The following is a 24,708-nucleotide window of genomic DNA, read 5'->3' on the forward strand; positions in this document are numbered from 1 at the left end:
TCCTGACGGCGCCGGGGACGGGCTGTCGCTCAAGCAGCCTCCCCGGCGTACGCTGATATCAACTGGCATCAACGGATATTGAGGCAGCATGACCACGAATCCAGTTCCGCACGGCCGCTCGGCACGGAAGTCAGGTATGCCGGGAACAGGCGGGAAGCGGGCACCTTCCCCGGACCGCACCCCGGCGCAGCAACCGTCTGCCCAGAAGCAGCATGTGACACGCATGGGTGTCATCTGGGTCGCCACCGCGGTGGCCCTGATCCTGCTGATCCTGCTGATCGTCTTCATCCTGCAGAACCCGCGGCTGGTCACCGTGACTTTCCTGGGCATCGAAGGTTCCCTGACGCTGGGCATGGCCCTGTTCATCGCCGCAGTGGCCGGCGGGGCATTGGTGGCGATCATCGGCGGCCTGCGCATCGCCCAGCTGCGGCTTGGCGAACGCCGCAACCGGAAGGGCTAGGACCGGCACCGGCACCTGAGTTCCGCCGGACGCGCTACCGCGGCCGGTCCACCAGGGTGAGCTCCACCTCGGCTGTCCCGTCCCTGCGGCGCACCTCCACCGGGACGGTGTCCCCCGGGCTGTAGTTCCGCAGCGCGGCCAGCAGGTCCTCCGGGGAATGCAGCTGCGCGTCGCCCAGCCGGACCAGCACATCGCCGGGGCGAATACCGGCGTCGTCCGCCGGGCCGCCGTCGACGACACTGATCACCAGCGCTCCCTCGGTGCTGTCCAGACCCAGCTGGTCGGCGATCTGCGGCGTGATGGCGGCCGGCACCAGGCCCACGAACGCGTGCTCCGCCGTCCCGTCCTCGCGCAGCTGCTCGGCGACCTCGACGGCGGTGGCCGCCGGGATCGCGAAGCCCAGCGAGACGGCCCCGGCCTGGGGCGGGATGTAGGCCTCGCTGATGCCCACCACCCGGCCGGCGGAATTGACAACGGCGCCGCCCGAGTTGCCCGGGCTGATGGCGGCATCGGTCTGGATCAGGTCCACCAGGGACTGGCTGTTGGTCGCGGAGCCGGGAATGTCCCGGTGCAAGCCGGAGATGATGCCGGCGGTGGCCGAGTTCTCGAAGCCCAGCGGACTGCCGATGACCACGGCCAGCTCGCCCACTCGCGGCAGGGAGGTTTCGAACTGGGCAGGGGGCAGACCCGTGCGGTCTGCCTGGACCAGCGCCAGGTCGGTCACGACGTCGGTGGCCACCACGGTGCCGTCCACGCGCTGGCCGTCGGCAAAGGCGACCTGGACCTGTTGTGCCCCGCGGACCACATGCTCGTTGGTCAGGATCAGCCCGTCCTCCGTGTAGATCACCCCGCTGCCGGAGCCGCCCTGGGTAAACACGGTGACCACCGACGGCTGCACGTTTGCGACGATCTGCGGGATGTCCGCCGTCCCGGCGATCTGCGGAACGGCCGGGGCCTCGGTCCCGGATTCGACGACGCTCGGCGAAGCCGTCGCCGCCGGATCCTCGCCGTCACCGGCGGTGCAGCCCGCCAGCAACAGGGCTAGGACCGCGGCTCCTCCCAAGACCGGCAGTCCCCGCCATGTGGACGGTACTGTGCTGAAAGGTGCCATCGGTTCCCACTCCTTGTCCAGACGCTAGCGTCCGGGCGGCTGCCGCTGAGCCGGTCCTTGACCCTCTCCGTGCGCCGCCACTAGCGTGAACCATACTAAGCGTACTTAGCAACCGGTGCTTAGTAGCAGGTGTAGTCCGACGACAAGGAGATGCACGATGACAACTGTCCAGGAATCCATCGACGTGGACGTGCCGGTTAGTGTTGCCTACAACCAGTGGACGCAGTTCGAATCATTCCCGGAGTTTATGAACGGTGTCGAGTCCGTGGTCCAGACGGACGACACCCATCTGCACTGGCGGACCAGCGTGGCCGGGAAAACCCGGGAGTTCGACGCCGAGATCACTGAGCAGCATCCGGACGAGCGTGTGGCCTGGAAGAGCACCGACGGCGTGGAGCATGCCGGGGTGGTCACCTTCCACCGGCTCAACGACACGCAGTCCCGCGTCTCGGTGCAGTTCGACTGGAGTCCGGAATCCATGATGGAAAAGGCCGGCGCAGCCGTGGGCGCCGACGACCGCCAGGTGAAGTCCGATCTCAAGCGCTTCAAGGAGTTCATCGAGTCCCGCGGCACCGAAACCGGCGGCTGGCGCGGGGATGTGGACGCCCCGGGCCAGGTCGGCGGCAGCCAGGCCGATCCCGGCCTGACAGGCGGGGCACTCTAGCACTTCCAACCCGTCCTTCAGGCGGCGGTCCGGCACCCCAAGCCGGACCGCCGCCGTCGTTCTTTCAGTGTCGGTGCTTCCGGCCGCCGCCGGCGTGCTTCCGGGTGCCGCCGGCGTCGCGGATAAACTGCTCCCGCGGATGCCGGTAGGCCTCCATCGAGGTGATGTCCCGCTTGGTGAAGGCCTGCGACAGCCAGCTCGTGTAGATCCGCCACTTGCGGTTGAAGGTTGGCATGGCCAGCCCGTGGTAGGCGCGGTCCACGTACCAGGCCAGCCGGTTCTTCAGCTGCAGGCCCAGCACGTTCGCCGCTCCCCTGCCCACGCCGTAGGTGGCCACGGTGCCCAGGGACTTGTGCCGGTACTCCTGCGGCTCGCCGCCGTTGACCACCGCCAGGATGTTCTTCGCCAGCACCTTGGCCTGCCGCAGCGCATGCTGGGCGTTGGGCGGATAGTAGGCCGGCTGCGAGGCTGCGGTCAGGTCCGGGACCTGGGCGCAGTCGCCGGCAGCCCAGGCGCCTTCAACCACGCTGCCGTCCTCGCGGACCACCTGCAGCTTGGCGTTGGCATTCACATGCCCCTTGGGACCGCGCGGCACATTGGTTTCATCCAGCACCGGATTCGGCTTGACCCCGGCGGTCCAGATAATCGTGTTGGCCGGCACCGTGGTGCCGTCGCTGAATTCGCAGTTCCCGTCCACGCAGGACTTCATGGTCGTCTTCAGCCGGACATCGATGCCGCGTTCGCGCAGCTGCTCCAGCGTCCATGCGGACAGCTTGGGACCCACTTCGGGGGCCACCCGGTCCAGCGCCTCGATCAGGATCCAGTTCAGCTCCTGCCGGCTCAGGTTCGGGTATTCGTCAACGGCCAGCTTGGACAGGTCGCTGAGTTCGGCCAGCGCCTCGACGCCGGTGTACCCGCCGCCGATCACCACGAACGTAAGCAGCTTGGCTCGGACGTCCGGGTCCTCGGTCGCCGCCGCGCAGGCGATGCTGTCCAGCACGTGGTCGCGGGTGTACAGCGCCTCTTCGAGGGTCTTGAACCCGATACCGTGTTCGGCCAGGCCGGGGGTCGGGAAGGTCCGGGTCACCGCGCCCAGTGCGAAGACGACGTGGTCATATTCCATGGTCTCGACGGCACCGGTGATGGACTCCAGCGTCGCCTTCCGGGCATCGATGTCCAGGGACTGCAGCCGGCCGCGGAAGAGGTGGACGCCTTTGAGCGCGCGGCTCAGTTCCACGGTGACGATCCGCGGCTCGATCTCCCCGCCGGCCACCTCGGGCAGCAGCGGCTGGTAGGTCATGTACGGCTGGGGCTCCACCACGGTGATCTTCAGCGGAGTGGTGGCGCGCTTCCGGTGCAGGCCCCACGCCGTGTACAGGCCGACGTAGCCACCGCCGAGGATCAGGACGTGCGGCGTATCGTTGAACGACATGCTGGGACTCCTTGCGTAGATTCGGCTGCTGCCTGGACTTGGTTACTGCGTGGATTTGGAGTCGCCGTCGATCGGGAACATCTGGCCGGAGATGGTCCGGGCGTGCGGGCCGGCCAGGAACACCGCCAGCGCGGCAATGTCCTCCGGAACCACGAACCGCTTGATCGATTGGTTCTCCAGCATGCTCGTCGTCTCCTCCTCCACGGAGCGGCCGGAGGCCTTGGCCCGTTCATGGAGCACGTGCTCGATCCGCGCTCCTTCAACTGCGCCGGGGTGGATCGTGTTGGCGGTGATGCCGAACTGCCCCAGTTCCATGGCCAGGGTCTTGGTGAAACCGACCAGGCCCCACTTAGTGGTGGCGTAGCCGACGCGGTTGGGATAGCCGAAGCGGCCGGCGATGGAACTCATCACGATGATGGTTCCGCGTGCGGATTCCCTCAGCATCGGGATCGCATGCCGCGTGACGTGGAACGTGCCGCTGAGGTTGACGTCGACGACTGCCTCCCATGCGGCCGGATCGTAGTCCGCCACGGGCGCCGTCGGGCCGGCGATGCCCGCATTGTTGACCAGCACGTCCAGTCCGCCCAGCTGCTCGCTCACATCAGCGAACATGTTCTCCACCGAAACGGGGTCCGCCACATCGCAGGACGTGCCGCTGATTGCCTCGTTGAAGTGGATGGCCTGGGCCAGGGCCTCCTCATTGATGTCCCCGATATGGACCCGGGCCCCCTCGTGCACGAAGGCCTTGGCAACGGCCAGCCCGATGCCGCTGGCTCCGGCCGTAATCAGAACACGTTGTGCAGTCACGCACTTCCCTCCCGGTTCCCGGCGCCGCAGGCGCCGTTGATGCTGCCGGGATTTCCGTTGCCTGAACTGCGGCCAACGGGCTGACCCGGAGCAGTTTCACGGTACTTCAGTAGAGCAGCCCGCCCCCGCAGGGACGGGTTCAACGTCGATCTTCGGCCCAGCGTAGCACTGATGCTTCCGCGGGAATACAGCCGCTGCGGCGGCCGGTTCTACGGCGCCCCGGGCAGCGATTCGCAGGCGGCGCCGTCGCTGTTGCCGTCAAGGCCGGCGATGTCCCCGTGGGTGGGCAGGTAGTACTCGTACCAGTCCTGGGCGGCAGCCCACGCCGCAAAGTCCGAGCAGTTGACGCCGGCTGCAGGCGCCGGGCCAGCCGGGACTCCGGCGGGAGCCGGGGCGGGCACAGGCACGGGAGCAGGAACCGGCTTGACCGGCGCCGGAACAGGGGCCGGTGCCGGAGCGGGAGCGGGCGCCGGCTGGACCGGAGCCTGCTGGTTGGTCGGCGCCAGCTGACCGGAGCAGTCCCCCAGGACTCGGGCCATCGCGTCGTGTTCAGCCTGCGTGACCCACAGGCTGTACGCAGCCTTCACCGAGATCTGCCGGGCAACATATTCACAGCGATAGGCCCTGTTCGGCGGCAGCCAGGTGGCGGCGTCGCCATCGCCCTTGCGCTGGTTGGTGGGCCCGTCCGTCGCCTGCAGGTTCAGCGGATCGTTGGCGAATGCCACGCGCTGCTCGAAGGTGAGCTGCTGGGCGCCCTTCTGCCAGGCATCCGACAACGCCACGACATGGTCGATCTGGACGTCGTCGCTGGTTCCTTGGCCGCGCTGGAACGGGATGCTCACGCCCGTGTACGGGTCCGCCAGCACGCCAGTGGACACCTTGCAGGGGACGCTGTTGACGAAGACGATGTTCGTGAGCTGTGCCTGGAGCATGTCGTTGCGGGTGTCGCAGCCGTTGCGGTCCACATCCGCCCAGGCCTCGCCGAACTGGTCCCGGTCGTAGCCGGTCTTCGGCGCCCGGCCCTTGACCGGCAGGGTAGCCAGCACGTCCAGCGCGGTCGACGCGTACGCGGGCTGCGCATTCGGTGCGGCCGCCCCTTCCGCGGCCGGCGCGGCCGTTTCCGGATCCAGCGGCGCTGCGTCCGCCGTCGGGGTGTCCGCTGTCGGGGTGGGCGTCGGCGCCGCGGTTGCCGCCACCGTCGATTCCGCAGCCGGCGGCGGTGCGGAAGCGCCGCCGTCGTCCGTGTCCGCGGCGCTGCCGCAGCCGGCGACCACCAGCAGCGCCGCGGCGGCGCCGGCAAGGCGCGTTGGGAATTTGGCTCTGCGGCCATGCCGCCGCTGCGCCGGGGCGCCCGGGCGCTGTTCAGTCGTATTCACTTGGTCCCCCAAAAAACTTTGTACTGCAACGGGCCTCCAGCGAAGACCCGGTAGTCCAGTCTACTTCTCCACAGGCAGTGGACCGCGGCCGGGGCGGCTAGAATTGACTGTTCAACCGCAGGAGGCAGCACAGATGAACGACGGCGCCAGGAGCCATCCGGGAGCAGGCTCACCTCCCGAGCGGGTAGTCCTGCTCGACGAGGACCACCGGCCGATCGGCACGGCGGACAAAGCCACCGTCCACACCGCCGACACTCCTCTGCACCTGGCCTTCTCCTGCCATGTCTTCGATCCGCAGGGCCGCGTGCTGGTGACCCGCCGCGCTCTGGCCAAGGCCACCTGGCCGGGCGTGTGGACCAACGCCTTCTGCGGCCACCCGGGTCCGGACGAATCCCTGGAGGACGCCGTGCGGCGGCGGGCGCGCTGGGAGCTGGGCATCGCCGTCGAAAGCCTTGCCGTGGCGCTGCCGGACTTCCGGTACCGCGCCACCGATGCCTCCGGGCTCGTGGAGAACGAATACTGCCCGGTGTTCACCGCGGTCACCCGGGATGTCCCGCAGCCGCGGGCGGACGAGGTCGGCGAATACCAGTGGGCGGAGCCGTCCGCGCTGGAGACCGCGGTGGCCTCGGCGCCCTGGGCCTTCAGCCCCTGGCTGGTGCTGCAGCTGCAGGAATTCCGGCTCTCCGGACGGCTCTGACCCTGGTCAGGCGTGGGCCTTCGCAGGGCTGGGGGTCCGCAGCCGCATGACCCCGGCAACGGTGAACGCCGCGGTCAGCACCAGCGCCGCCACCCAAAGGAACAGGCCCGGCAGGTCGGTCAGTGCCATCTGCGGAATGCGCCGCTCGGGCACTACGACCACGCCCACGAACGCACCCACGATGCCGAAGTAGCTGCCGGTCATGAAGCCGATGTGCGAGGGAATGTTCCCCCTGATGGCCGCGAACAGACCCATGGTCACCGAGAACAGGGTGAAGAGGGACAGGCCGTGCAGCCAGCTGAAGCCGCCGTCGAGGTCCCGGATGCCAAAGGATGTCAGGCAGACGACGTACATGGACGCCACCCAGAGCCGTCCCAGGATCCGGTGGATCCGGTCCCCGCGCCTGCGGCGCAGCAGGTTGAAGCCCCCGAACAGCAGTGCGTAGCCGGCGGCAACGGCGTGGACTGCGGTGAGGATCGGCCAGTCAGGTTCCATGCCTGAAGCCTACGGAGGCAGCCCGCCGGCGCACATCGTCCGACCGGGTCGACAACACGGGTCGCCCGGTCCACCCTCGTTGCGTAGGCCAGGGCGTTGCCCCGCGGCCCAGTCTGCTCAGGTCCTGCCAGTCTCTTGCGGCGTGTCCGGGCAACACGCCGCAAAGGCCGGGCTTCGTGCGGAAGTACCTGAGCAGACTGGACCGACGCGGGGCTATACGGGCTGGCCTCCATGACCGTCCAGGTCTTCGGCGAGGAGGCCTTCGGCGACCAGTAGCCGGCGCCGGCACGGTGCGGCCGGAACTGCCCTCCCACAATGTCCCCTGCGGCTACTAGACTTCCCAGCATCAGCGCACCAGCCACCGGGAGGCCCCAGTGTTCCTGCTCGAACCCCCAACGCCCGGCGCCGCGCGGGACCTTGTTTTCTCGGCCACGGACCTCGTGGAGGCTGCACGGTGCGAATATGCGGTCCTGCGGAAACTGGATGACAAGCTCGGGCGCGGACCGGGCCTGCCGGTGGTCGAAGATGACATGCAGAAACGCGCCGCCCAGCTGGGGGACGCGCACGAGGCGCGTGTCCTGGCCGACTACCGCCGGCAGTTCGGCGACTGGGACGGCGCAACCGGGGTGTACGACGTCGTTCCCGCCGACCGCATGGAACGCGCCGTGCTGGAGGCCAAGCACCGCGAAACCATCGACGCGCTGCGCGCCGGAGCCGAGGTGGTCTTCCAGGGTTCCTTCTTTGACGGCACCTTCCACGGCCGCGCCGATTTCCTGGTCCGGACGGACCACGCCGCGGCCACGGGCGATTCGCCCGTCTATGCCGTGTATGACACCAAGCTCGCCCGCCACGCCAAGGTGACGGCGCTGCTGCAATTGGCCGCCTACGCGGACCAGCTGGAGCAGGCCGGGATCACCGCCGCCCCCACGGTCCACCTGGTCCTGGGCAAGAACGTCACCACCACGCACACCCTGGCGGACATCCTGCCCGTGTACCGCGAGCGCCGCGACCGGCTGCTGGCCATCCTGCATCAGCACCGGCGGCAGGGCAATCCCGTCGCCTGGGGCGATCCCCGGTACACCGCCTGCGGACGCTGCGGCATCTGCCAGGAACAGGTGGCCATCCACCGGGACCTGCTGCTGGTGGCGGGCATGAGCCTGTTCCGGCGGAAGAAGCTCATCGAAGACGGAGTGACGACCATCGAGCAGCTGGCCGCCATGGACCTACCGGACGGCGCCGGCAGCAATGGGGTGCTGTTCCGGCTGCGGGAGCAGGCCCGCATGCAGCTGAACGGTCAGGGCGCGGACGGCAAAGTTGACGAGGTGTCCTACAAGATCCTGCCGCACAACACGCTCGGCACCATTCCCCGGCCCAGCCCCGGGGATATCTTTTGCGATTTCGAAGGGGACCCGCTCTGGGCCGAACCGGGTTCCACTGACTGGGGCCTGGAGTACCTCTTCGGCGTGGCTGAGGCGCCCGCCGAGGGTGCGGAGCCGGAGTTCCGCGCCTTCTGGGCCCACAGCCGTGCGGAGGAACGCCGCGCCCTAGTGGAATTCCTGGACTATGTGGCGGAGCGCCGCGCCCGGTATCCGGACATGCACATCTACCACTACGCCAACTATGAAAAGGCCGCGCTGCGCCGGCTGTCCCTGCGGCATGTGGTGGGCGAGGACGCGGTGGACCGGCTGCTGCGCGAGGAAGTGCTGGTGGACCTGTATGACGTGGTGCGCAGCAGCCTGCGGATTTCCGCCGACTCCTACAGCCTCAAGAAACTCGAACCGCTCTACATGCAGGACATGCCGCGCACCGGCGAGGTGACGGACGCGGGAGCCTCCGTGGTGGCGTACGCCAACTACATGGACGCGCGCGACGGCGGGAATCCGGAGGCTGCCGGAGAGATCCTGGCGAGCATCCGGGCGTACAACCGGTACGATTGCCTCTCCACGCTCCGGCTGCGGGACTGGCTGCTGGTGCGCGCGGCCTGGCGCGGGATTGAACCCGGATCGCAGTCCAAGGCCGCCTCCGCTCAGAAGGCCAGGGCGGAGCAGCCGGAGGAATCCGCCGAGGCTATGACAGCGGAGGAGCGGGCGCTCCGGGAGTTCGTCGCCCAGTCCCTGCAGATCGACGCGGCCCTGCAGCGCGAGGCCGGGCCGGGAAAGGATGAGCCGCGCGAGGCCGGTCGGCTGTCCCCCGCCGCGCAGGCCGTCGCCATGGTTGCCGCCGCCGTGGGCTACCACCGCCGGGAACGGAAACAGTTCTGGTGGGCTCATTTCGACCGCCTCACCGCATCGCTGTCCGAATGGCATGACATCCGGGATGTCTTCATCGTCGACGAGGCCGAGGTGCTGCGCGACTGGTCCCAGCAAACACCCCGGCAGAACCCATCCCGGGAACTGCGGCTGACCGGAACGCTGGCCGCCGGCTCCGACTACCGGCCGGGCACCGAGGTCTTTGCGATGTACGAACAGCCGCTGCCGGCCGACCTCCGGAACAACGACGACGGCACCGCCGTCAGGGGCGGCTGGTTCTCAGCCACGGTCCAGGAGGTCGGCAGCGCCGGCGGCCGGGACGTCGTCGTGCTCCGCGAGGGGCTGCGCCGGAACGGCACCGAGTATCCGGAGCTGCCGATGGCGCTGACACCTGGCCAGCCCCTGAGGACCAACGCCCAGGAGGAGTCCCTGCAGGAGCTGGCCGCCCGGGTCGCCGCGGCGCTGCCGCACGTGCCGGAGCACCCTGGACTGGACATCCTCCAGCAGCGGCCGCCGCGCCTGGCGTCACTGCCGGGGCTGCCCGCCGTACACAGCGAGGACTACACGACGGCCATCACTGACGCCGTACGGGATCTGGACCGTTCCTACCTGGCGGTCCAGGGACCTCCGGGAACCGGCAAGACGTACGTAGGTTCCCAGGTAATCGGCAGGCTCGTTGCCGAGGGCTGGAAGGTCGGCGTCGTCGCCCAGTCCCATGCGGTGATCGACAATATGCTTCGCGCCGTCATCGAAAACGGCGCCGACACAGGGATCAGGCCCGAGCAAGTGGCCAAGCGGCGGCCCAGCAGGTCCAACGGCAACGCGGACAGCGGCCCGGCCAGCGGAGCCGGCGCAGCAGGGGAAGGCACCGCAGGGGAAGGCACCGCCTGCCAGCAGCTGGGCGACGCGGACCTGGCGGAACTGAAAAAGGGCCCCTGCGTGGTGGGCGGGACCGCGTGGGACTTTGCCCATGCCGACCGCTTTGCCGAGGACGAGCTCGACCTGCTGGTGATCGATGAAGCGGGCCAGTACTCGCTGGCCAACACGCTGGCAGTCACGCGCGCCGCCCGCCGGCTGCTGCTGTTGGGCGACCCCCAGCAGCTGCCGCAGGTCACCCAGGGCAAGCATCCGGAGCCCGTGGACGAGTCGGCGCTGGGCTGGCTGTCCCAGGGGCGCCGGATCCTGCCGCCGCAGCTTGGCTACTTCCTCGCGAGCACCCGGCGCATGCACCCCGAACTGGGCATGGCGGTCTCCGCGCTGGCCTACAACCGGCAGCTGCATTCACACCCCTGCACGGAGGAACGTTCCCTGGAGGGGGTGGTTCCGGGCCTCGAATGCGTCTTTGTGGCACACCGGGACAACTCCACCTCCTCCAGCGAGGAAGCGCAGGAAGCGGTGCGGCAGGTCAAGCGCTTGGTCGGCACGGCTTGGACCGAGGACGCGGGCAGCACAGCCCGCCCGCTGGCCCAGCAGGACGTGCTGGTCGTCGCAGCCTACAACGCGCAGGTCCGGCTGATCGGCAAAAAACTCGCGGAGGCCGGCCTGCCGGACGTGCGCGTGGGCACGGTGGACAAATTCCAGGGGCAGCAGGCCCCGGTCGTGATCGTCTCCATGGCGGCATCGTCACCTGCGGAAGCGCCCCGCGGCATGGAGTTCCTGCTCAGCCGCAACCGGATCAACGTCGCCATCTCCCGCGGCCAGTGGGCCGCCGTACTGATCCGCTCCCCCGAGCTGACCAACTACATTCCCACGCATCCCGACGGGCTGGAGGAACTCGGGGCCTTCGTGGGCCTCTGCCGGGCTGCCCGTTCGTCGATCGCGCAGCCGGAGATACCGCTGATGACGGATCCGGAATTCGACGAGGAACACCGCTACTGGCGCGCCCTGCTAGCGAAGGACCACGGCGCACCCAGCTCCTGGACCACAACCTGATTCCGTCGTCCCCCAGCGTTTTCCCAAGGCACGGCTGACAGAAATGAAACATGACGCCGGACACCAAGACCGCCCGTCCCGGCGTCGCTGCATCATGGGGTTACCGTGCCATGGGCAGGCCACAGGAAGTTGGGGAACGACATCATGACAGACGACCAGACAGCGCTGCACGGCGATTTCCTTACCGTCCAGGAAGTTGCTGCCCGCCTGAACGTGTCCAAGATGACCGTGTACCGGCTGGTGCATTCCGGGGAGATACCGGCGGTGCGGCTGGGACATTCCTTCCGTGTCAGCGAACCGGCCGTCGAAGAGTATCTGCACAACGCCGTTGTCCATCACGAGAAGCGCTGATACAGAAGCCCGCAGGGGGAACCATGACCAGGAATCCGTTCAGAGCCGGCGAATTCGTCATTGGCGACGACCCGTTCAACGGCCGCAGAGAAGGCGTTGTCCGGGTGATCCACGGCAAGGACGTCGGGCTCGAAGTCATCGGCGGACCGTCGGACCACTACATCTACTACGACTACAGGTCCATCAGGTGGCCGGACTGACGCGGGTCCTGATGCCCACGATCATGACGGCCAGGCCCCACAGCACAGCGCACCAGGCCAGCGGCGCGCTGTCCACGGCGCCCACCGAGTCAGGATAGGCAAGCCACGCACCGCCGAGCACCATGGAGCTCAGGCCGCAGCTGCCGCCGAACAGCGGCCGGCTCGCAGGCCAGAAGGCCATGACCAGAACGGCGAAAACCATGACCAGCCCCAGGGCGCCCTGGACCGGCCAGTGGCTGATCCCCCAAACGACATCGTCCCTGATCTCGGGAATCTGCGCCGCCGCCATGGCCTCGGTTGCATAGGACCACCACAACAGCGCGGATGCGCAGGCCAGCACCAGCAAGGACAACGACGGCGGCCGCTGCTGCCGCGGAAGCGGCGGCCACTGCCCGCGCGACAGCCCGAAAAGCACCAGCGTCATCGGGGTGAGGATCAGCGCCAGAACCAGTGGACCGGCGTCGTACGAGTAGGCGGCGGCCAGCAGTAGCGCGGCCGAGACCATGAACAGCAGCACCAGCGCCGGCCAGGGACTGGCCGGCGAAGCGGCGATGGCCAGGAAGGCGCCGCCGATGATCAGGGTGAAGAGCACGCCCCAGCTGGCCTCCAGCCCGACCAGGTCCACGACTTCCTCGGCAGGACCGACCACAAGCGCCAAGTCATAGATCCCGAAGAAGCCGACAGCCCAGAATGCCGCGGCGAAGCCAGCCCAGATCCGTGCGCCGGTAGCCATGGAACCAGTATCCACCACCGTTCACAGGAGCCCGTCGAGCCATTCCTGGGCCAGCGGGCGCCAGGCGGGCCGGAACGCGTAGACGCAGGCAAGCCGCAGCCGGGTGGAGCGCCGGTAGGCATCAAACCGGTCCGCCCGCACGTTGAGCGCCTCCACGGCTTCCGCGACAGCGCTGTTTGCTGAGCGTGCAAGCGCCGGCTGCAGAATCCCCTGAGCCACCCGAAACTCCAGGTGGACCGCGAGGTTGGCCAGGTCGAGCGCCGGCTCCGCGAGCGAGGCCGTATCGAAATCGACCAGGCCCAGCCGGGCGGTGGCGGGATCGAACAGAATCTGTTTGTCGTGAAGGTCGCGGTGGCTGAGTCCGAGCGGAAGCCCCGCACTCTGCGACAGGTCCTCGCTGATCGCCTCGGCCAGCGCCTGCACTTTGTTATTGCGGAAGTTCAGGGCGTGATGTTCCACCAGATGATCCGCCCACCGTTTGAGGGTCGCGGCTTCCGCGGCGCCGTCGTGGGAAACCAGAACGTCGGAGCCGTCTTCTTCCCCGTCCGGCGGAGCGCTGACCAGCGACGGCCAGCGGGACGCCCAGAGCTGCCAGGCCTGGTCCCACTGGCCGGCGGCCTCCGCCGGATCTGTGGTCCCGGCCGCAGCGGCCGACAGCCTCTCGCCCAGATCATGGAGGCTGGTTCCCGGCACCGCCGACAGTACGATGCGCCCCTGCGAAACATCCTCGACCTGGGGAGCGTCGAACCCCGCGTGCACAGCCGCGCGCTGCATATACTCCGAGACGGCCGCGATGTGCTCCGTGGTTCCCCGGGCCAGCAGTTTCATGTAGCGTTCCGGTGCCCCGTCCGTAGGCCGCAGCCGCACGACGGCCCGCCGTTTGAACCGGTGGACGAGCAGTTCGCCGCCGGCCACCACCTCGGCAAGTCCGGGAATCAGCGGGTCGCAGGCAAAGGGCGCAACGGTGATCTTTCCGGAAGCGCTGATGGATCCGGCACGCACGCGGTTTTCGATGTCGACCGCCTCGAACGTGATGCCCCCGCCTGCGCGAGGCCAAGCCCGCCGGACCTGCATATTGCTCCCGTCTTCTGGTGCCGGGACAACCGCAGCCAACCACCGGCGCGACCTATCTCCTCCCTGCACGGCCTTCACCGCAGGACCGCCTCAACCTGATCCAGCCGCCCGGCGATGCCGGCAGGCCAGTCCGGCCTGCAGTCCCGGAACGGATCCTGAATCCGGGCCAGCAGGTGAAACGATGTCCAGATAGCTAACTTTTCCTCATCGGGAACTGCTGCGCCAGTAGACATGCCGTAGCCGTCCAGCAGTGCCTCCGTCAGCGGGCCCCGTGCGCCCGTGCCTGTCGTCAGAAGTTCGACGGCGGCAAAACAGCCAAGGTCCGACGCTGCCGGTCCGCAGTCCCAGCGGTCCAGGTCGGCCAGGCGGATGTCGTCGTCCTGGACCAGGACCTGGTCGGCGGAAAAATCGCCGTGGAGGAAGACCTCTCCTCCCGCCGGCGCGGTGAGGCGGGAGGCGATCCGGTCCGCCGCGGCCGCCAGCCGTCCGCCGAGCTCAGGGACCAGGCCGGCGGTCTCCTCCACCACCGTGCGAAGCTTATCCGCGGCCCCGGCCACAGCATCCCCTCCCTGAGGAAGCGCCTCCGCTCCGGGGAAGCGGTGCTGATACCGCTTCTGTGGATCGGCGCCACTTCCTGGCGGGAAGGCGGCGTCGAGTCCGACGGCGTGCAGCCTCGCCAGCGCTTGCCCGGCACGTCGGGCCAGGCGCAGAGCCCGGGTGCGGTCAGCGGTCCCCCGGTCCGCGGTTTCCAGATACAGCCGCCCCAGGTCGCCGGTGCCGAACCAGGGATAGTAGGCGATCAGCGCGCTGGCCGGCAGCGACGCCGGCTGGGTCCATTCCAGTACCGGCACCCCCGCCCCCCGCAGGCCCGCGAGCAGCGGCACGGCGGCCCGCGACGGTTCGGCGGTAATCTTGGCGACGATCCTGCCGGCATCCGGCGCCTCCAGCGCAACCACCAGCCGGCGGTGCGGAATGTAGTTCAGGACCCTGACGCCGGTCCGCTTGCGGAGCCGAAGGACCCGCAGCGGCCCGCGCAGCCGGCGGTCCTGTGACAGCGGACCCAGGACCAGCCTGTGCCCGGCGCCGCCGTCGGGCCCGGGAACCGGCACTGTCCGGAGCACTCGATGGCGTCCGGCGGACTGGCCGGCGCGCTGCCCGCGTTCAGCGCGTTCAGCGAGTTTGGCCGTCTTCGCGTCCTGGTCCGGATGGTAGCCTGCCAGCCAGCCGAGGTGGCCGTCGCCGAAGCGGATGCGGGCCACCACCGAATGACCGGCCTTGTACCGCAGATAGTCGGCCCGCAGCGGCTCGCCGAACAGCGCGGAGAGCCGCTCCGCATCCAGGACCACCGCCAGCGCCGGCAGTGCCGGATCCAGGACGGCGCTCATTGGACGGCCTCATGCCGGGCGTCGGCGCGCGCTTCCCGGACGGCCTCTGCCGCCCGCTGCTGCTCCACCCAGGCGGCGAAAATCCCGGACGGGTCGGCCAGCAGCTGGGCCGGCGGCCCTGCCAGCAGCACCTCGCCGTCCTCGAGCCAGACCACCCGGTCGCTGGACAGCGCGGAGGCCGCCTCATGAGTGATCATGATCGTGGTCCGGCCCGCCGTCAGGGTGGCCAGGGCGGCCAGGACGTCGGCCCGGGCCTGCGGATCCAGGGCCGTCGTCGCTTCGTCAAGCACGACGACGGGGGCGTCGCGCAGCAGGGCCCGCGCGATGGCCACGCGCTGGCGCTGGCCGCCAGACAGGGTTCCGCCGCGTTCCCCGACCTCCGTCTCGTAGCCGTCGGCGGTCGCCAGAATGAAGTCGTGGGCCTGGGCCAGCCGGGCCGCCCGCTCCACTTCTTCGTCGGTGGCGTCCAACCGGCCGTAGCGGATGTTCTCCCGGATGGTGCCGGTGAACAGCACCGATTCCTGCAGCAGCAGGCTGATGCTGCCCCGGACCGATGCCAGCGTGAGCCGGCGCAGGTCATGGCCGTCCAAGGTGACGCTGCCGGCGGTCGGATCCATCATGCGCACCACCAGCGCTGCGAGGGTTGACTTGCCGGAACCGGAAGGACCGATGACGACGATCTTCTCCCCCGCGCCGATGCGAAGGTCCAGGTGGCGCAGGACCAGCCGGCCGTCGTCGTATCCGGCGTGGACATCCCGGAAGGCGAGCTCGCCGCGCACGTGCGGGAGGGTGACCGCATCGTCCGCGTCCCGGATGTCGACTTCCTCGTCCAGCAGGGCCGCCACCCGCTCCCCCGACGCCGCAGTGCGGGCGATCCGGCCGGTGTATTTGGCCAGGTCCTGCAGCGGGCGCATCGAGGTCTTGAGGTAGGTGAGGAAAATAATCAGGTCCCCCGGCGTCATGGCTCCGTCCACCACGCGCAGGCCGCCGCCGAAGAGCACCGCCGCGGTGGCCAGACCGACAATCACGTCCGTGCGCCGTTCCAGCCCGGCGGCCAGCCGCCGGGATTTAACCCCGTCCCGCAGGGTCTGCTGGTTGCTGCGGCTGAACCGGCTGGCCAGCACTCCTTCCAGCCCGTAGGCCTGGACCACGCGGATGGCGCCGAGGCACTCCTGCGCAGTATTGGCCAGTGCGCCCTCGCCCTTGCGGGTCAGGCGCGCCGCCGCCGTGATCTTGCCCGAGGTCCCCCGCGAGACCAGCCAGAACGCGGCGATGGCGATCAGCACCACCAGCGCCAGCAGCGGATCCAGCCAGAACATGACGCCGGCCATGGCCACCAGCGTGACGAGGTTGGCCAGCAGCGGCAGGCCCGCGGTGACCGCCACCTCCTGGATCCGGCCGATGTCCGCCACCAGGCGCTGGACCGTGTCCCCGGTCCGGTTCCGGGAATGGTACCGGTCGGACAGCGAAAGGACGTGCTGGAAGACCCGCGCCCGCAGTGCGGTAGCCACCCGGGAGCCGGCCAGGGCGAAGGCCACGGTCGCAAAGTAGTTGGCCACGGCGCGCCCGGCGGCAAAGACGACGGCGGCGCCCGCCAGGGCCAGCAGCAGCGGCACCGAGGCGTCGGGTCCGGTCCCGGCCAGCTGCGCGCCCAGGCTGCGGGTGATCGCGTCCACGGCCAGCTTGACCGGCCAGGGTTCGAGCACGCGGAACAGCACTTCCAGCAACAGCGCCGTCACCCCGCCGGCCATCAGCCATTTGTGCTCGCCCAGGTGCGGGCGGAGGATGCCCAGGGTACGACGCAGCGCCTTCGGACTGGTGCGGGTCTTCCTGCTCATGCCGGCACCGGGCTTCCGGTTCCGGCGGGGCTCCCCGTTCCGGCAGGTAGCCTCGCGTCCAGCGGCACGCCGTCCACAATGCGGTCCAGCACCCGGTCCCAGCCGAAGTCCCGCACGGCGATCCGGCGCGCGGCCGCGCCCATCGCGGCACGGGCAACGGGGGCGGCGACCAGGTCGTCGATGGCTGCCGCCAGGGCGCGCGGATCCGAGGGCTCGACGAGCAGCCCCGTGACGCCGTCGTCGATAATCTGCGGCACCTGGCCCACCCTGCTGGCGACCACGGGCAGGCCAGCCGCGCAGTATTCGTAGAGCTTCAGCGGAGAAAAGTACTGACTGTCGGCTTCCCGGGTGGCCGGATACGGCGCTGCCGCGGCGGCACAGCCGGCCAGCAGTTCCGGAATCCGCTCCGGCGCCACGGCACCGGCGAATTCGATGGCGGGCCCCTGCCCGGCGCCCGCCCGGCGTGCGGCCTGCGCGCGCAGGGCATCGGCCTGCGGCCCGTCCCCGATGATGAGCAGCCGCCAGTCCTCCCGCGCGTGCGTGAGCGCCTCGACCAGCACGTCGACGCCGTGCCACGGCTTCAGTGTGCCCACGAAAACCACCACCGGCGCCCCGGCCCGGGCGCCGGTGCCCGGCCGGATCCGGTCCACGTTCACGCCGTTGGGTACGACGGCGATCCGCGCCGCAGCGCTGCCGGCCCGCCTGCGCACCCACGCGGCGATGGGCTCCGACACGCAGACGGTCTTCGCCGCGGCAGCCACCTGGACGGCGAGCGCGCGCAGGGCCGATTGCTCATCGTGCAGCTCGCGGTAGGTGCGCTGCTCGTCGATCAGGGGCGAGTTGACCTCCAGGAAGCCGGGAATGCGCAGCGCCGCGGTGATCTGCGCCAGACCGGTGCTGAACAGGGAGTAGCGTTCGTACACAACGTCGGCGCCGTCGTCGATCACCCGGCGTGCCAGCTCCGCCGTGGCGGACGCCTGGGCCGCTTCGCGCTGCGCGCCCTGGGCCTGGGGCACGGGCCGGCAGACCATCTCCAGGTCAGCCAGGTCGGGCGGCATGTCCTCCCCGCGGCGCGTGCAGTAAAGCGTGACGGCGGCACCGCGCTTGCGCCAGCAGCGGATCATTTCCTGCACGTGCACGGAGGCCCCCTTGCGGCCGAAAGCGGGGATGCCCGGATCTGTGCAGAAATAGGCCACCTGCATCACAGCGCCTCAGCAAGGGGTGAGGGGACGTCCGGTGCCGCGGGCGCGGTGACGGAGGCTGCGGACCCCCTGCCGGGGGCTGCGGGCTCGGCCTGTCCGGTTACACGGCTCAGTAGGCCGCGCAGCTGGGCGGCCTGCCGGCGGGAATCGAAGTCCGTTTCAATCAGCCTGCGTGCCGCCGCTGCGACGGCACCGCGGTCGAAGTCCGGGCCGGCGACCGTTTCCAGTGCTGTCACCAGATCGGCCAGCACCCCCGTGCGCACCAGGACGCCAGTCTGCTCCTCCGCCCCATCGCCTGGATGGACCACTTCCGGGATACCCGTCACATCGCTGGCTATCGCCGGTACCCCCATGGCCATGGCTTCGAGCAGGACCGTCGGCAGGCCGTCGGCGTTGCCGTCCGCTCCCACAACGCACGGGGCCGCCAGCACATCCGCCCAGCGCAGCAGCTCAAAAACCTCCTGCTGGGTCTGCGGACCCAGCAGGAAGACCGTGTCCTCCAGCCGCGCGGCCGCGATCCTGGCGGCCAGGTCCTCGGCAAGATCACCGTCGCCGGCGATGCGCACTTCCACCCGGGTGCCGCGCTTGGCCAGTTCCTCGGCCGCATCGATCAGCATGGAGAAACCTTTCTTCTCCACCAGGCGGCCGACCGCGGCGACGCGCAGCACACTGTCCGGCGGGTCCGGCGGCCGGAACGGGAAGCGGTCCAGTTCCAGCCCGTTGTACACCAGATGCAGGTTCCGGGTTTCCTCGCTGAACATGTTCCGCAGGAAACGGTAGTTGTAGTCGCTGATCGTGATCACATGGTCGGCGTTCTTCATCGCCTGCCGCAGCCGGGAGTAATCGACGCTTTGGTGGAAGATGTCCTTCGCGTGCATGGTGAAGGAGTAGGTGATCCCGGCCAGCCGGGCAGCGATTTCCGCCGTGCGAGCGGCGGCGGAACCGAAGTGCGCGTGCAGGTGGCCGATCCGGCGCTCGATGGCCAGCCGGGCCAGTCCCACCCCCTGGTAGACCTCGTCCGGGTCCATCGGTGCCAGTTCCGGGAGCAGTTCGGCATAGCGCGCCGCGAAGTCCGGCACGGTGCCGACGGCCTGCGCCATGACCTCCCAGCCCTCGCTGAGCTTGAACGGGCGCGGAACATAGGTCACCGGTGCCTTGACCCTGGCCAGCTCCGGATGGAACCTGGGATCCGCAGCCGGACGCAGGGAGAAGATCTCCAGCTGCTCGCCCGCGGCTTCGCGCGCCAGGATCTCGGTGACAATGAACGTCTCGGAGAACCGCGGGTAGACCTTCAGGACGTACCCGATCCGGAAGCCCTCGGAATCTGCCTGCAGCATCGCAACACCCGTCTTTCCCCGGCCGCCCGGCTAGGCCCCGGCCCTTTCCTGGCGCCGAAGTGTTTCCGGCTCAACTCCGCTAGGCTCTGCTCCGCCGGGATCGGCCCGGCGCCTCCGGAGGGCTTCGCTGTTGGAGGAGGCCACCAGATTCGCCGCCAGCATCGGCACCGCCGCCAGGCCGGACAGATTGATCCTGCCCCGGTCCGAGGTGCTGCCGATCACGTCCAGGAACCAGTCCTGCAGCACATGGCGGTTCAGATCCTGCGGCAGGCACATGTCCATGAGGTCGTGGGCCACCATGGTCTTGGCCCGGATCAGCTGTTCGCGCCGGGGCCAGATGCGCGGCACCACCAGGGCAGGCACGTTCGTGCTCATGACTTCACAGATGGAGTTGTAGCCGCCCATCGTCACGATGGCGCTCGCCGCCTTGATCCGGGCCAGCGCGTCAGGAATGGACGTCACCACGCGCGTCCGTTTGCGGGCGGCTTCCTTGACGCTGGCCTGCTGGGCCTCCGGCATCTGCGGCCCGGTGATCACCAGATGGTGATAGCCCTGGGGCACCTTGGCCCTGGCTGCAGCCAGGGTGAGGGCAAAGCCGTCCGCACCGCCTCCCACAGTGGTCAGCAGGTACGGCATTTGAATCGGCGTCGTCGGCTGCGGGCACGGCCGGCCCAGCGACAGATAGCCGGTGAACCGGACTCTGTCCTTCAGCTGCGGCGGAATTTCACCGGAGCTGACCGGATCGTGCACCCCTGGGTCCCCGTAGACCCACAGCTCGTCGAAGATCTGCCGCACGTAGCCCATGCTGCCCAGGCTCTCCCACTCGCGGCGGGCAACGTCGGGGCTGTCCAGCACTTCCCGCAGGCCCAGCACAATCCGGCACTCGGGCCTGCTGGCCCGGATGACCGCCAGGGATTTCATCAGCTCCCCGTCGACGCCGAAAGCGTGGCGGTCCACCACCACCAGATCCGGCTGGAACCCCACGAGAGTTGCTTCGATGACGCCGGCGCGCAGGCCGATCAGCTGCCGCATCTCCATATCCAGGTAGCGGGGCGCATAGACCGCCCCGTGCTTGGCGATGCCCGGCAGGACCAGCCAGTCCCATCCGACGGGCTGCCCGTAGCTGGTGGCGGTGCTTTCGCCCGTGACCAGGATCCCGTTGACCTTGCGGCCGGTCAGCCCCGGCAGCCGTTCAGCCAGGGCGTGGGCTATTGCCAGGTTCCGGCGGATGTGGCCAAGTCCCTGGGAATCGTGGGAATAGAGAACAACGCGGATCTCGTCTCCATCCCGCTGGCAGGTATGCATTTTCTCCTCCGGAGCGTCGCCTGAGGGGCGGCGATGGTGTCCTTGGAGATCAATAGTGACGCAAACGTATTAATCGAGTATGAGCCACTGATGAGAGTTTTCTCATGGCGTGCTGTGCCTTACTAAACGATGAGCACGGCTGCATGGTTCAACGGTTAAGTTGCAGTTCGGTCACAGCAAACCGGCCGGGCCCTCAACTGAGCCCGGCCGGAACCTCAGCCCCCCGTCAGTCGCTCGGCGTCGTGTTGGTGGTCAGCCCGCGGTCGTCCGGGCCGGACTCCTGATCCGCTTCCGCCGCCGGCCCGGACGCGGGCCCGCCGGCAGGCCCGGCGTCCGTGTCCGGCACCTCGGCATTGCTGGCTTCGCTGATGCTGGAACCCACAGGCGCTTCCTCCCCGGAGGATTCAGGATTCTTGGGCCCGTGGCCCGGTTCCTGCGTCTTGCCAAGGTCCGCCACGGCATTGTCGATCGCATCCTGCAGCTTGTCGTCGCCCATCCTGTGCTCCTTCGATCGTGCAGTAATGGCCAGCCGGAAAGACCAGCCGTAAAAGACCCGCGTTGTCATCAACTGTTATCAGTGTGCTTACCATTGACGCAAGAGTCCAGAGGAAGGCAACACATGCCGCAACACCAGAAGCAGCCCGGACGGGAAGACCTGCGCCGGACCGCAGAATCGGCCTTCGACTGGGAGTCCTTCCGGCCGGGTCAGCTGGAAGCCATGGAAGCGGCCGTACAGGGCCGCGACGTGCTCGCCGTCATGCCCACCGGGTACGGCAAGTCCGCTGTCTACCAGGTGCCGTCCCTCGCCCTGCCGGGTGCCGCCGTCGTGATTTCCCCGCTCATTGCGCTGCAGCGGGACCAGGTGGACGATATCAACGCAGCCCTGGGCGGGGAGCGGGCGTTCGCGCTCAACTCGGCGGCCACGGCCGCCGAACAGTACGCAGCCTGGGCAGCCGCGGAATCCGGGGCGGCCAAGTTCCTGTTCCTGGCCCCGGAGCAGCTGGTCCGGCAAGAGGTCTCCGAGCGGCTGCGCGGCCTGGACATCTCGCTGCTGGTTGTGGATGAAGCGCACTGCATCTCCTCCTGGGGCCACGATTTCCGGCCGGACTATCTGCGGCTGGGGGCGATCGCTGAGGACATTGCGGGCGGAGACCGTCCGCCGACCGTGGCCTTGACGGCCACCGCGGCCACGCCAGTGCAGGCGGAGATCATCGAACGCCTGGGCCTGCGGGACCCGTACGTGACCGCGCAGGGGTTCGACCGGCCGAACCTGGGCCTGGCCGTGGTCCGCCATCCGGAGGACGAGGGCAAGCGCCGGGCGGTGGTGGAACAGGTGGAGGCGCTGTGCCGGGACGGGCAGGCGCCGGGCCTGGTGTACGTCGGCACCCGCAAGGAGACCGAATACTATGCCGGGCTGCTGGCTGACCGCGGGCTGCGAGCCGACGGCTACCACGCCGGACGGACGAAGGCGGACCGGCAGCGGATCCACGAACAGTTCCTCGAAGATGGGCTGGACTTGGTGGTCGCGACGAACGCCTTCGGCATGGGCATCGACAAACCGAATGTGCGCTTCGTGGTGCACGCGGACATCCCCGATTCGCTGGACAGCTACCACCAGGAGATCGGCCGTGCCGGGCGGGACGGCGCGCCCGCTCAGGCGGTGCTGCATTACCGGCCCGAGGACCTGGGGCTGCGCCGTTTCTTCGCCGCCAAGCATCCGGACGAGGATGCGCTGCGCACCGTCGTCGAGGTTCTCGGAGCGGCCCAGGAACCGCTGGCTCCGGCACAGCTGCGCGAGGACACCAGCCTGTCCGCCCGCAAGCTCACGACGCTGCTGAACCTGCTGGAGCAGGTCCAGGTCCCGGATTCCGGCGGTGCTGCGGTCATCGCGGACGACGCCGGCTGGCGGGCTGCGGCGGGCCTCGAACCTGCTGCCGTGGTTGCGGCGGCGGTGGAAACGGCGGAGGCCCGCCAGCGCATCGACCAGTCCCGCGTGGAGATGGCGCGCCAGTACGCGGAGTCGGACGGCTGCCGGCGGCAGTTCCTGCTGGGCTACTTCGGGGAGCAACTGGAGGAGCCGTGCGGCAACTGCGACAACTGCCAGGAAAGCGACACCGGCACACTGGACGGAGCGCCCCCTGAAGCCTCCGCCGGCACCCAGAGCGACGGCGGGGACTTTCCCTCGCAGACCGCCGTCATGCACCGCGAGTGGGGACCCGGCGTCGTGATGAGCCAGGAGGAGGACACGGTCACGGTGCTGTTCGAGCAGGAAGGCTACCGGACGCTGTCCCTGGCGCTGCTGGCTGAGAAGAAGGACATCCTGACCAGGCGGTAGGCGCCGGGGCGTGAACCCGAGGAGGCTTCACATGTGCGGACGATACGTAATGGCGCGCAGTACCGGTGACCTGGTGGGCGCCTTCGACGTCGCCACCACCGAGATCGACCATCTGGACCCGTCCTGGAACGTCGCGCCCACCACCGAGGTGCCGATCGTGTTCGAGCGCGGCCGGCAGGAAGGCCCCGTGCGGGAACTGGCCTCGGCGCGCTGGGGCCTGGTTCCGTCCTGGGCCAAGGACACCAAGGTCGGTGCGCGGATGATCAACGCGCGCATGGAGACCATCCTGGAGAAGCCGGCGTTCCGCAGGGCCGCCGCCAAGCACCGCGCGCTGGTTCCGGCCGACGGCTACTACGAGTGGGAGAAGACCGCCAACCGGAAAATCCCCACGTACCTGCATCCGGAGGGAACCGGGCTGCTGGCGCTGGCCGCGCTGTACGAGTACTGGCCGAATCCCTCGCTTCCGGAAGGGCACCCGGACAAGTGGCTGCGCACGTGCACCATCATCACGCACCCCGCCGCGGACTCCCTGGGCCACATCCACGACCGGACGCCGCTGGTCATCCCGCCGGACCTGTTCACCGCCTGGCTGGACCCGCAGCTGACGGACAAGGGCGAGGTCCAGGCCCTGCTGCACTCGATCCCGGAGCCGCACTTGGTGCCCCGCGTCGTCTCCGACCGGGTGAACTCAGTGCGCAATGACGGGCCGGACCTGATCGAGCCGGCGGACTGACCGTTAGTCCGTCTCCGGGCCTTTGATCTCGTCCGGCTCTTCCTCCGGCTCGAAGGTGTTGTCGCCCCCGGCGCCGATTCCCACCCCGTCCTGGGTGTTGGGGATCGTTCCCTCGGGCTCGGTCTTCTCCGCGGCGTCCTTCTCCGCGGCGTCCTGCGGCCTGCCTGCGTCGGTAGTCATGGCATCCTCCTGAGGATGGATCGTTCCTGTTCCGCTATCTGTCCACGCTAACAGCGACGGACGGTGAATGTAAGCGTGCTTACTGCCTACAGCCCCAGCAGCCGCTTCAGCGTCCAGGCATTGCGTACGGCGTTGCCCTCGCCGTCGTTGTTGAAGTAGGCATACACGTCCTTGCCGGCCGCGTCCCATTCCCGGATCCGGTCCGCCCACCAGCCCAGGTCGCCGTCCGAATACGAGCCCGCGTACAGGTGCCGGTAGTCGGGCCCGTGCAGGCGGACATAGACGAAGTCCGCGGTGGCCCGCAGGTTGCACGGCAGGTTGGCCCCGCTCATGACGCAGTAGGCCGCGCCCGTGCGCTCCAGCAGCGCATACACCCCGTCGTGCTCCCAGCTGGGATGGCGGAACTCCACCGCCACGCGCATCCAGGGCGGCAGCCGGGCCAGGAAATACTCCAGCCGGGCGTCATCGCGCTCGTGCTGCGGGGACAGCTGCACCAGCAGCACCCCGCGCTTGTCCCCCAGTTCGTGCCAGCAGGAGGACATGCGCTCCGTCCAGGTCTCCGGAGCGTACAGCTTCTTCGCGTGGGTAAGTCCGCGGGAAGCCTTGACCGACATGAGGAAGCCGTCGGGCAGCCGCTGCCGCCAGCCGGCGAACGTGGCGGTCTTGGGCCAGCGGTAAAAGCTGGCATTCAGTTCCACGGTGCCGAAGTGCCGCACATAGTGCTCCAGCCGCCGGGCTACCGAGGTCCCCGGCGGATAGAGGACACCGTTCCAATGGTCATAGCTCCAGCCGGAGGTGCCGATGTGGATCAT

General features: G+C 69.0%; 23 protein-coding genes. 8 read left to right on the top strand and 15 right to left on the bottom strand.

Annotated elements, in window-relative coordinates:
• Positions 1-223: 223 nt before the first annotated feature.
• The gene (locus AC5RWU_RS07690) at positions 224-460 is read left to right on the top strand and encodes a lipopolysaccharide assembly protein LapA domain-containing protein (RefSeq protein ID WP_494036952.1); all 237 of its coding nucleotides are present in this window, start codon (positions 224-226) and stop codon (positions 458-460) included.
• A gap of 34 nt (positions 461-494) precedes the next feature.
• Here AC5RWU_RS07690 and AC5RWU_RS07695 read toward each other — a convergent pair whose 3' ends face one another.
• Complete coding sequence (locus AC5RWU_RS07695; RefSeq protein WP_494030424.1) at positions 495-1,571, bottom strand: S1C family serine protease; 1,077 nt, start codon at positions 1,569-1,571, stop codon at positions 495-497.
• Positions 1,572-1,728: 157 nt separating this feature from the next.
• Between AC5RWU_RS07695 and AC5RWU_RS07700 the strand changes: the two genes are divergently transcribed.
• Positions 1,729-2,235, top strand: a complete 507-nt coding sequence (locus AC5RWU_RS07700; protein WP_494030425.1) for an SRPBCC family protein — start codon at positions 1,729-1,731, stop codon at positions 2,233-2,235.
• A 64-nt stretch (positions 2,236-2,299) separates the two neighbouring features.
• Here AC5RWU_RS07700 and AC5RWU_RS07705 read toward each other — a convergent pair whose 3' ends face one another.
• From AC5RWU_RS07705 to AC5RWU_RS07715, 3 genes are all read right to left on the bottom strand, one after another.
• Complete coding sequence (locus tag AC5RWU_RS07705; RefSeq protein ID WP_494031698.1) at positions 2,300-3,667, bottom strand: NAD(P)/FAD-dependent oxidoreductase; 1,368 nt, start codon at positions 3,665-3,667, stop codon at positions 2,300-2,302.
• A gap of 42 nt (positions 3,668-3,709) precedes the next feature.
• Positions 3,710-4,474 (bottom strand): SDR family oxidoreductase, encoded by a 765-nt coding sequence (locus AC5RWU_RS07710; RefSeq protein WP_494031699.1) that lies wholly within the window; start codon positions 4,472-4,474, stop codon positions 3,710-3,712.
• A gap of 209 nt (positions 4,475-4,683) precedes the next feature.
• The gene (locus AC5RWU_RS07715) at positions 4,684-5,850 is read right to left on the bottom strand and encodes an HNH endonuclease family protein (protein ID WP_494031700.1); all 1,167 of its coding nucleotides are present in this window, start codon (positions 5,848-5,850) and stop codon (positions 4,684-4,686) included.
• 133 nt (positions 5,851-5,983) lie between these two features.
• On the opposite strand from AC5RWU_RS07715, the gene idi reads away from it, so the two are divergent.
• Positions 5,984-6,547, top strand: coding sequence for an isopentenyl-diphosphate Delta-isomerase (gene idi / locus AC5RWU_RS07720; protein ID WP_494031701.1), 564 nt, complete (start codon positions 5,984-5,986; stop codon positions 6,545-6,547).
• 6 nt (positions 6,548-6,553) lie between these two features.
• Here idi and AC5RWU_RS07725 read toward each other — a convergent pair whose 3' ends face one another.
• On the bottom strand, positions 6,554-7,042 hold the full coding sequence (locus AC5RWU_RS07725; protein WP_494031702.1) for a DUF2306 domain-containing protein: 489 nt from the start codon (positions 7,040-7,042) through the stop codon (positions 6,554-6,556).
• 374 nt (positions 7,043-7,416) lie between these two features.
• On the opposite strand from AC5RWU_RS07725, the gene AC5RWU_RS07730 reads away from it, so the two are divergent.
• From AC5RWU_RS07730 to AC5RWU_RS07740, 3 genes are all read left to right on the top strand, one after another.
• Positions 7,417-11,223 (top strand): TM0106 family RecB-like putative nuclease, encoded by a 3,807-nt coding sequence (locus AC5RWU_RS07730; protein WP_494031703.1) that lies wholly within the window; start codon positions 7,417-7,419, stop codon positions 11,221-11,223.
• A gap of 144 nt (positions 11,224-11,367) precedes the next feature.
• Positions 11,368-11,574, top strand: a complete 207-nt coding sequence (locus AC5RWU_RS07735) for a helix-turn-helix domain-containing protein (protein WP_494031704.1) — start codon at positions 11,368-11,370, stop codon at positions 11,572-11,574.
• Positions 11,575-11,597: 23 nt separating this feature from the next.
• On the top strand, positions 11,598-11,774 hold the full coding sequence (locus AC5RWU_RS07740) for a hypothetical protein (RefSeq protein WP_494031705.1): 177 nt from the start codon (positions 11,598-11,600) through the stop codon (positions 11,772-11,774).
• Here the strand turns inward: AC5RWU_RS07740 and AC5RWU_RS07745 are convergent.
• From AC5RWU_RS07745 to AC5RWU_RS07780, 8 genes are all read right to left on the bottom strand, one after another.
• Positions 11,758-12,507, bottom strand: a complete 750-nt coding sequence (locus tag AC5RWU_RS07745) for a hypothetical protein (RefSeq protein WP_494031706.1) — start codon at positions 12,505-12,507, stop codon at positions 11,758-11,760. The two genes, AC5RWU_RS07740 and AC5RWU_RS07745, sit on opposite strands and share 17 nt — an antisense overlap.
• Before the next feature lie 21 nt (positions 12,508-12,528).
• Entirely contained in the window at positions 12,529-13,581 is a 1,053-nt protein-coding gene (locus AC5RWU_RS07750) for a phosphotransferase family protein (protein WP_494031707.1), read from the bottom strand.
• A gap of 74 nt (positions 13,582-13,655) precedes the next feature.
• Positions 13,656-14,966, bottom strand: coding sequence for a phosphotransferase (locus tag AC5RWU_RS07755; RefSeq protein ID WP_494031708.1), 1,311 nt, complete (start codon positions 14,964-14,966; stop codon positions 13,656-13,658).
• Complete coding sequence (locus AC5RWU_RS07760; RefSeq protein ID WP_494031709.1) at positions 14,963-16,804, bottom strand: ABC transporter ATP-binding protein; 1,842 nt, start codon at positions 16,802-16,804, stop codon at positions 14,963-14,965. Before AC5RWU_RS07760 ends, AC5RWU_RS07755 begins: the two co-directional genes overlap by 4 nt.
• The gene (locus AC5RWU_RS07765; RefSeq protein WP_494031710.1) at positions 16,801-18,006 is read right to left on the bottom strand and encodes a glycosyltransferase family 4 protein; all 1,206 of its coding nucleotides are present in this window, start codon (positions 18,004-18,006) and stop codon (positions 16,801-16,803) included. The genes AC5RWU_RS07760 and AC5RWU_RS07765 overlap by 4 nt, the downstream gene beginning before the upstream one ends.
• The gene (locus AC5RWU_RS07770) at positions 18,006-19,343 is read right to left on the bottom strand and encodes a glycosyltransferase family 4 protein (RefSeq protein WP_494031711.1); all 1,338 of its coding nucleotides are present in this window, start codon (positions 19,341-19,343) and stop codon (positions 18,006-18,008) included. Before AC5RWU_RS07770 ends, AC5RWU_RS07765 begins: the two co-directional genes overlap by 1 nt.
• 30 nt (positions 19,344-19,373) lie before the next feature.
• Positions 19,374-20,648 (bottom strand): glycosyltransferase family protein, encoded by a 1,275-nt coding sequence (locus AC5RWU_RS07775; RefSeq protein ID WP_494031712.1) that lies wholly within the window; start codon positions 20,646-20,648, stop codon positions 19,374-19,376.
• Between the two features lie 226 nt (positions 20,649-20,874).
• Positions 20,875-21,144 (bottom strand): hypothetical protein, encoded by a 270-nt coding sequence (locus AC5RWU_RS07780; protein ID WP_494031713.1) that lies wholly within the window; start codon positions 21,142-21,144, stop codon positions 20,875-20,877.
• Between the two features lie 123 nt (positions 21,145-21,267).
• Between AC5RWU_RS07780 and AC5RWU_RS07785 the strand changes: the two genes are divergently transcribed.
• The gene (locus AC5RWU_RS07785) at positions 21,268-22,983 is read left to right on the top strand and encodes a RecQ family ATP-dependent DNA helicase (protein WP_494031714.1); all 1,716 of its coding nucleotides are present in this window, start codon (positions 21,268-21,270) and stop codon (positions 22,981-22,983) included.
• 31 nt (positions 22,984-23,014) lie between these two features.
• The gene (locus AC5RWU_RS07790; RefSeq protein ID WP_494031715.1) at positions 23,015-23,716 is read left to right on the top strand and encodes an SOS response-associated peptidase; all 702 of its coding nucleotides are present in this window, start codon (positions 23,015-23,017) and stop codon (positions 23,714-23,716) included.
• A gap of 3 nt (positions 23,717-23,719) precedes the next feature.
• On the opposite strand, the gene AC5RWU_RS07795 is transcribed toward AC5RWU_RS07790, so the two are convergent.
• Both AC5RWU_RS07795 and AC5RWU_RS07800 read right to left on the bottom strand, forming a co-directional pair.
• Positions 23,720-23,896, bottom strand: coding sequence for a hypothetical protein (locus AC5RWU_RS07795; protein WP_494031716.1), 177 nt, complete (start codon positions 23,894-23,896; stop codon positions 23,720-23,722).
• Positions 23,897-23,982: 86 nt separating this feature from the next.
• Complete coding sequence (locus tag AC5RWU_RS07800; protein WP_494031717.1) at positions 23,983-24,708, bottom strand: DUF72 domain-containing protein; 726 nt, start codon at positions 24,706-24,708, stop codon at positions 23,983-23,985.

Source organism: Arthrobacter sp. B0427-1-12, assembly GCF_059092905.1.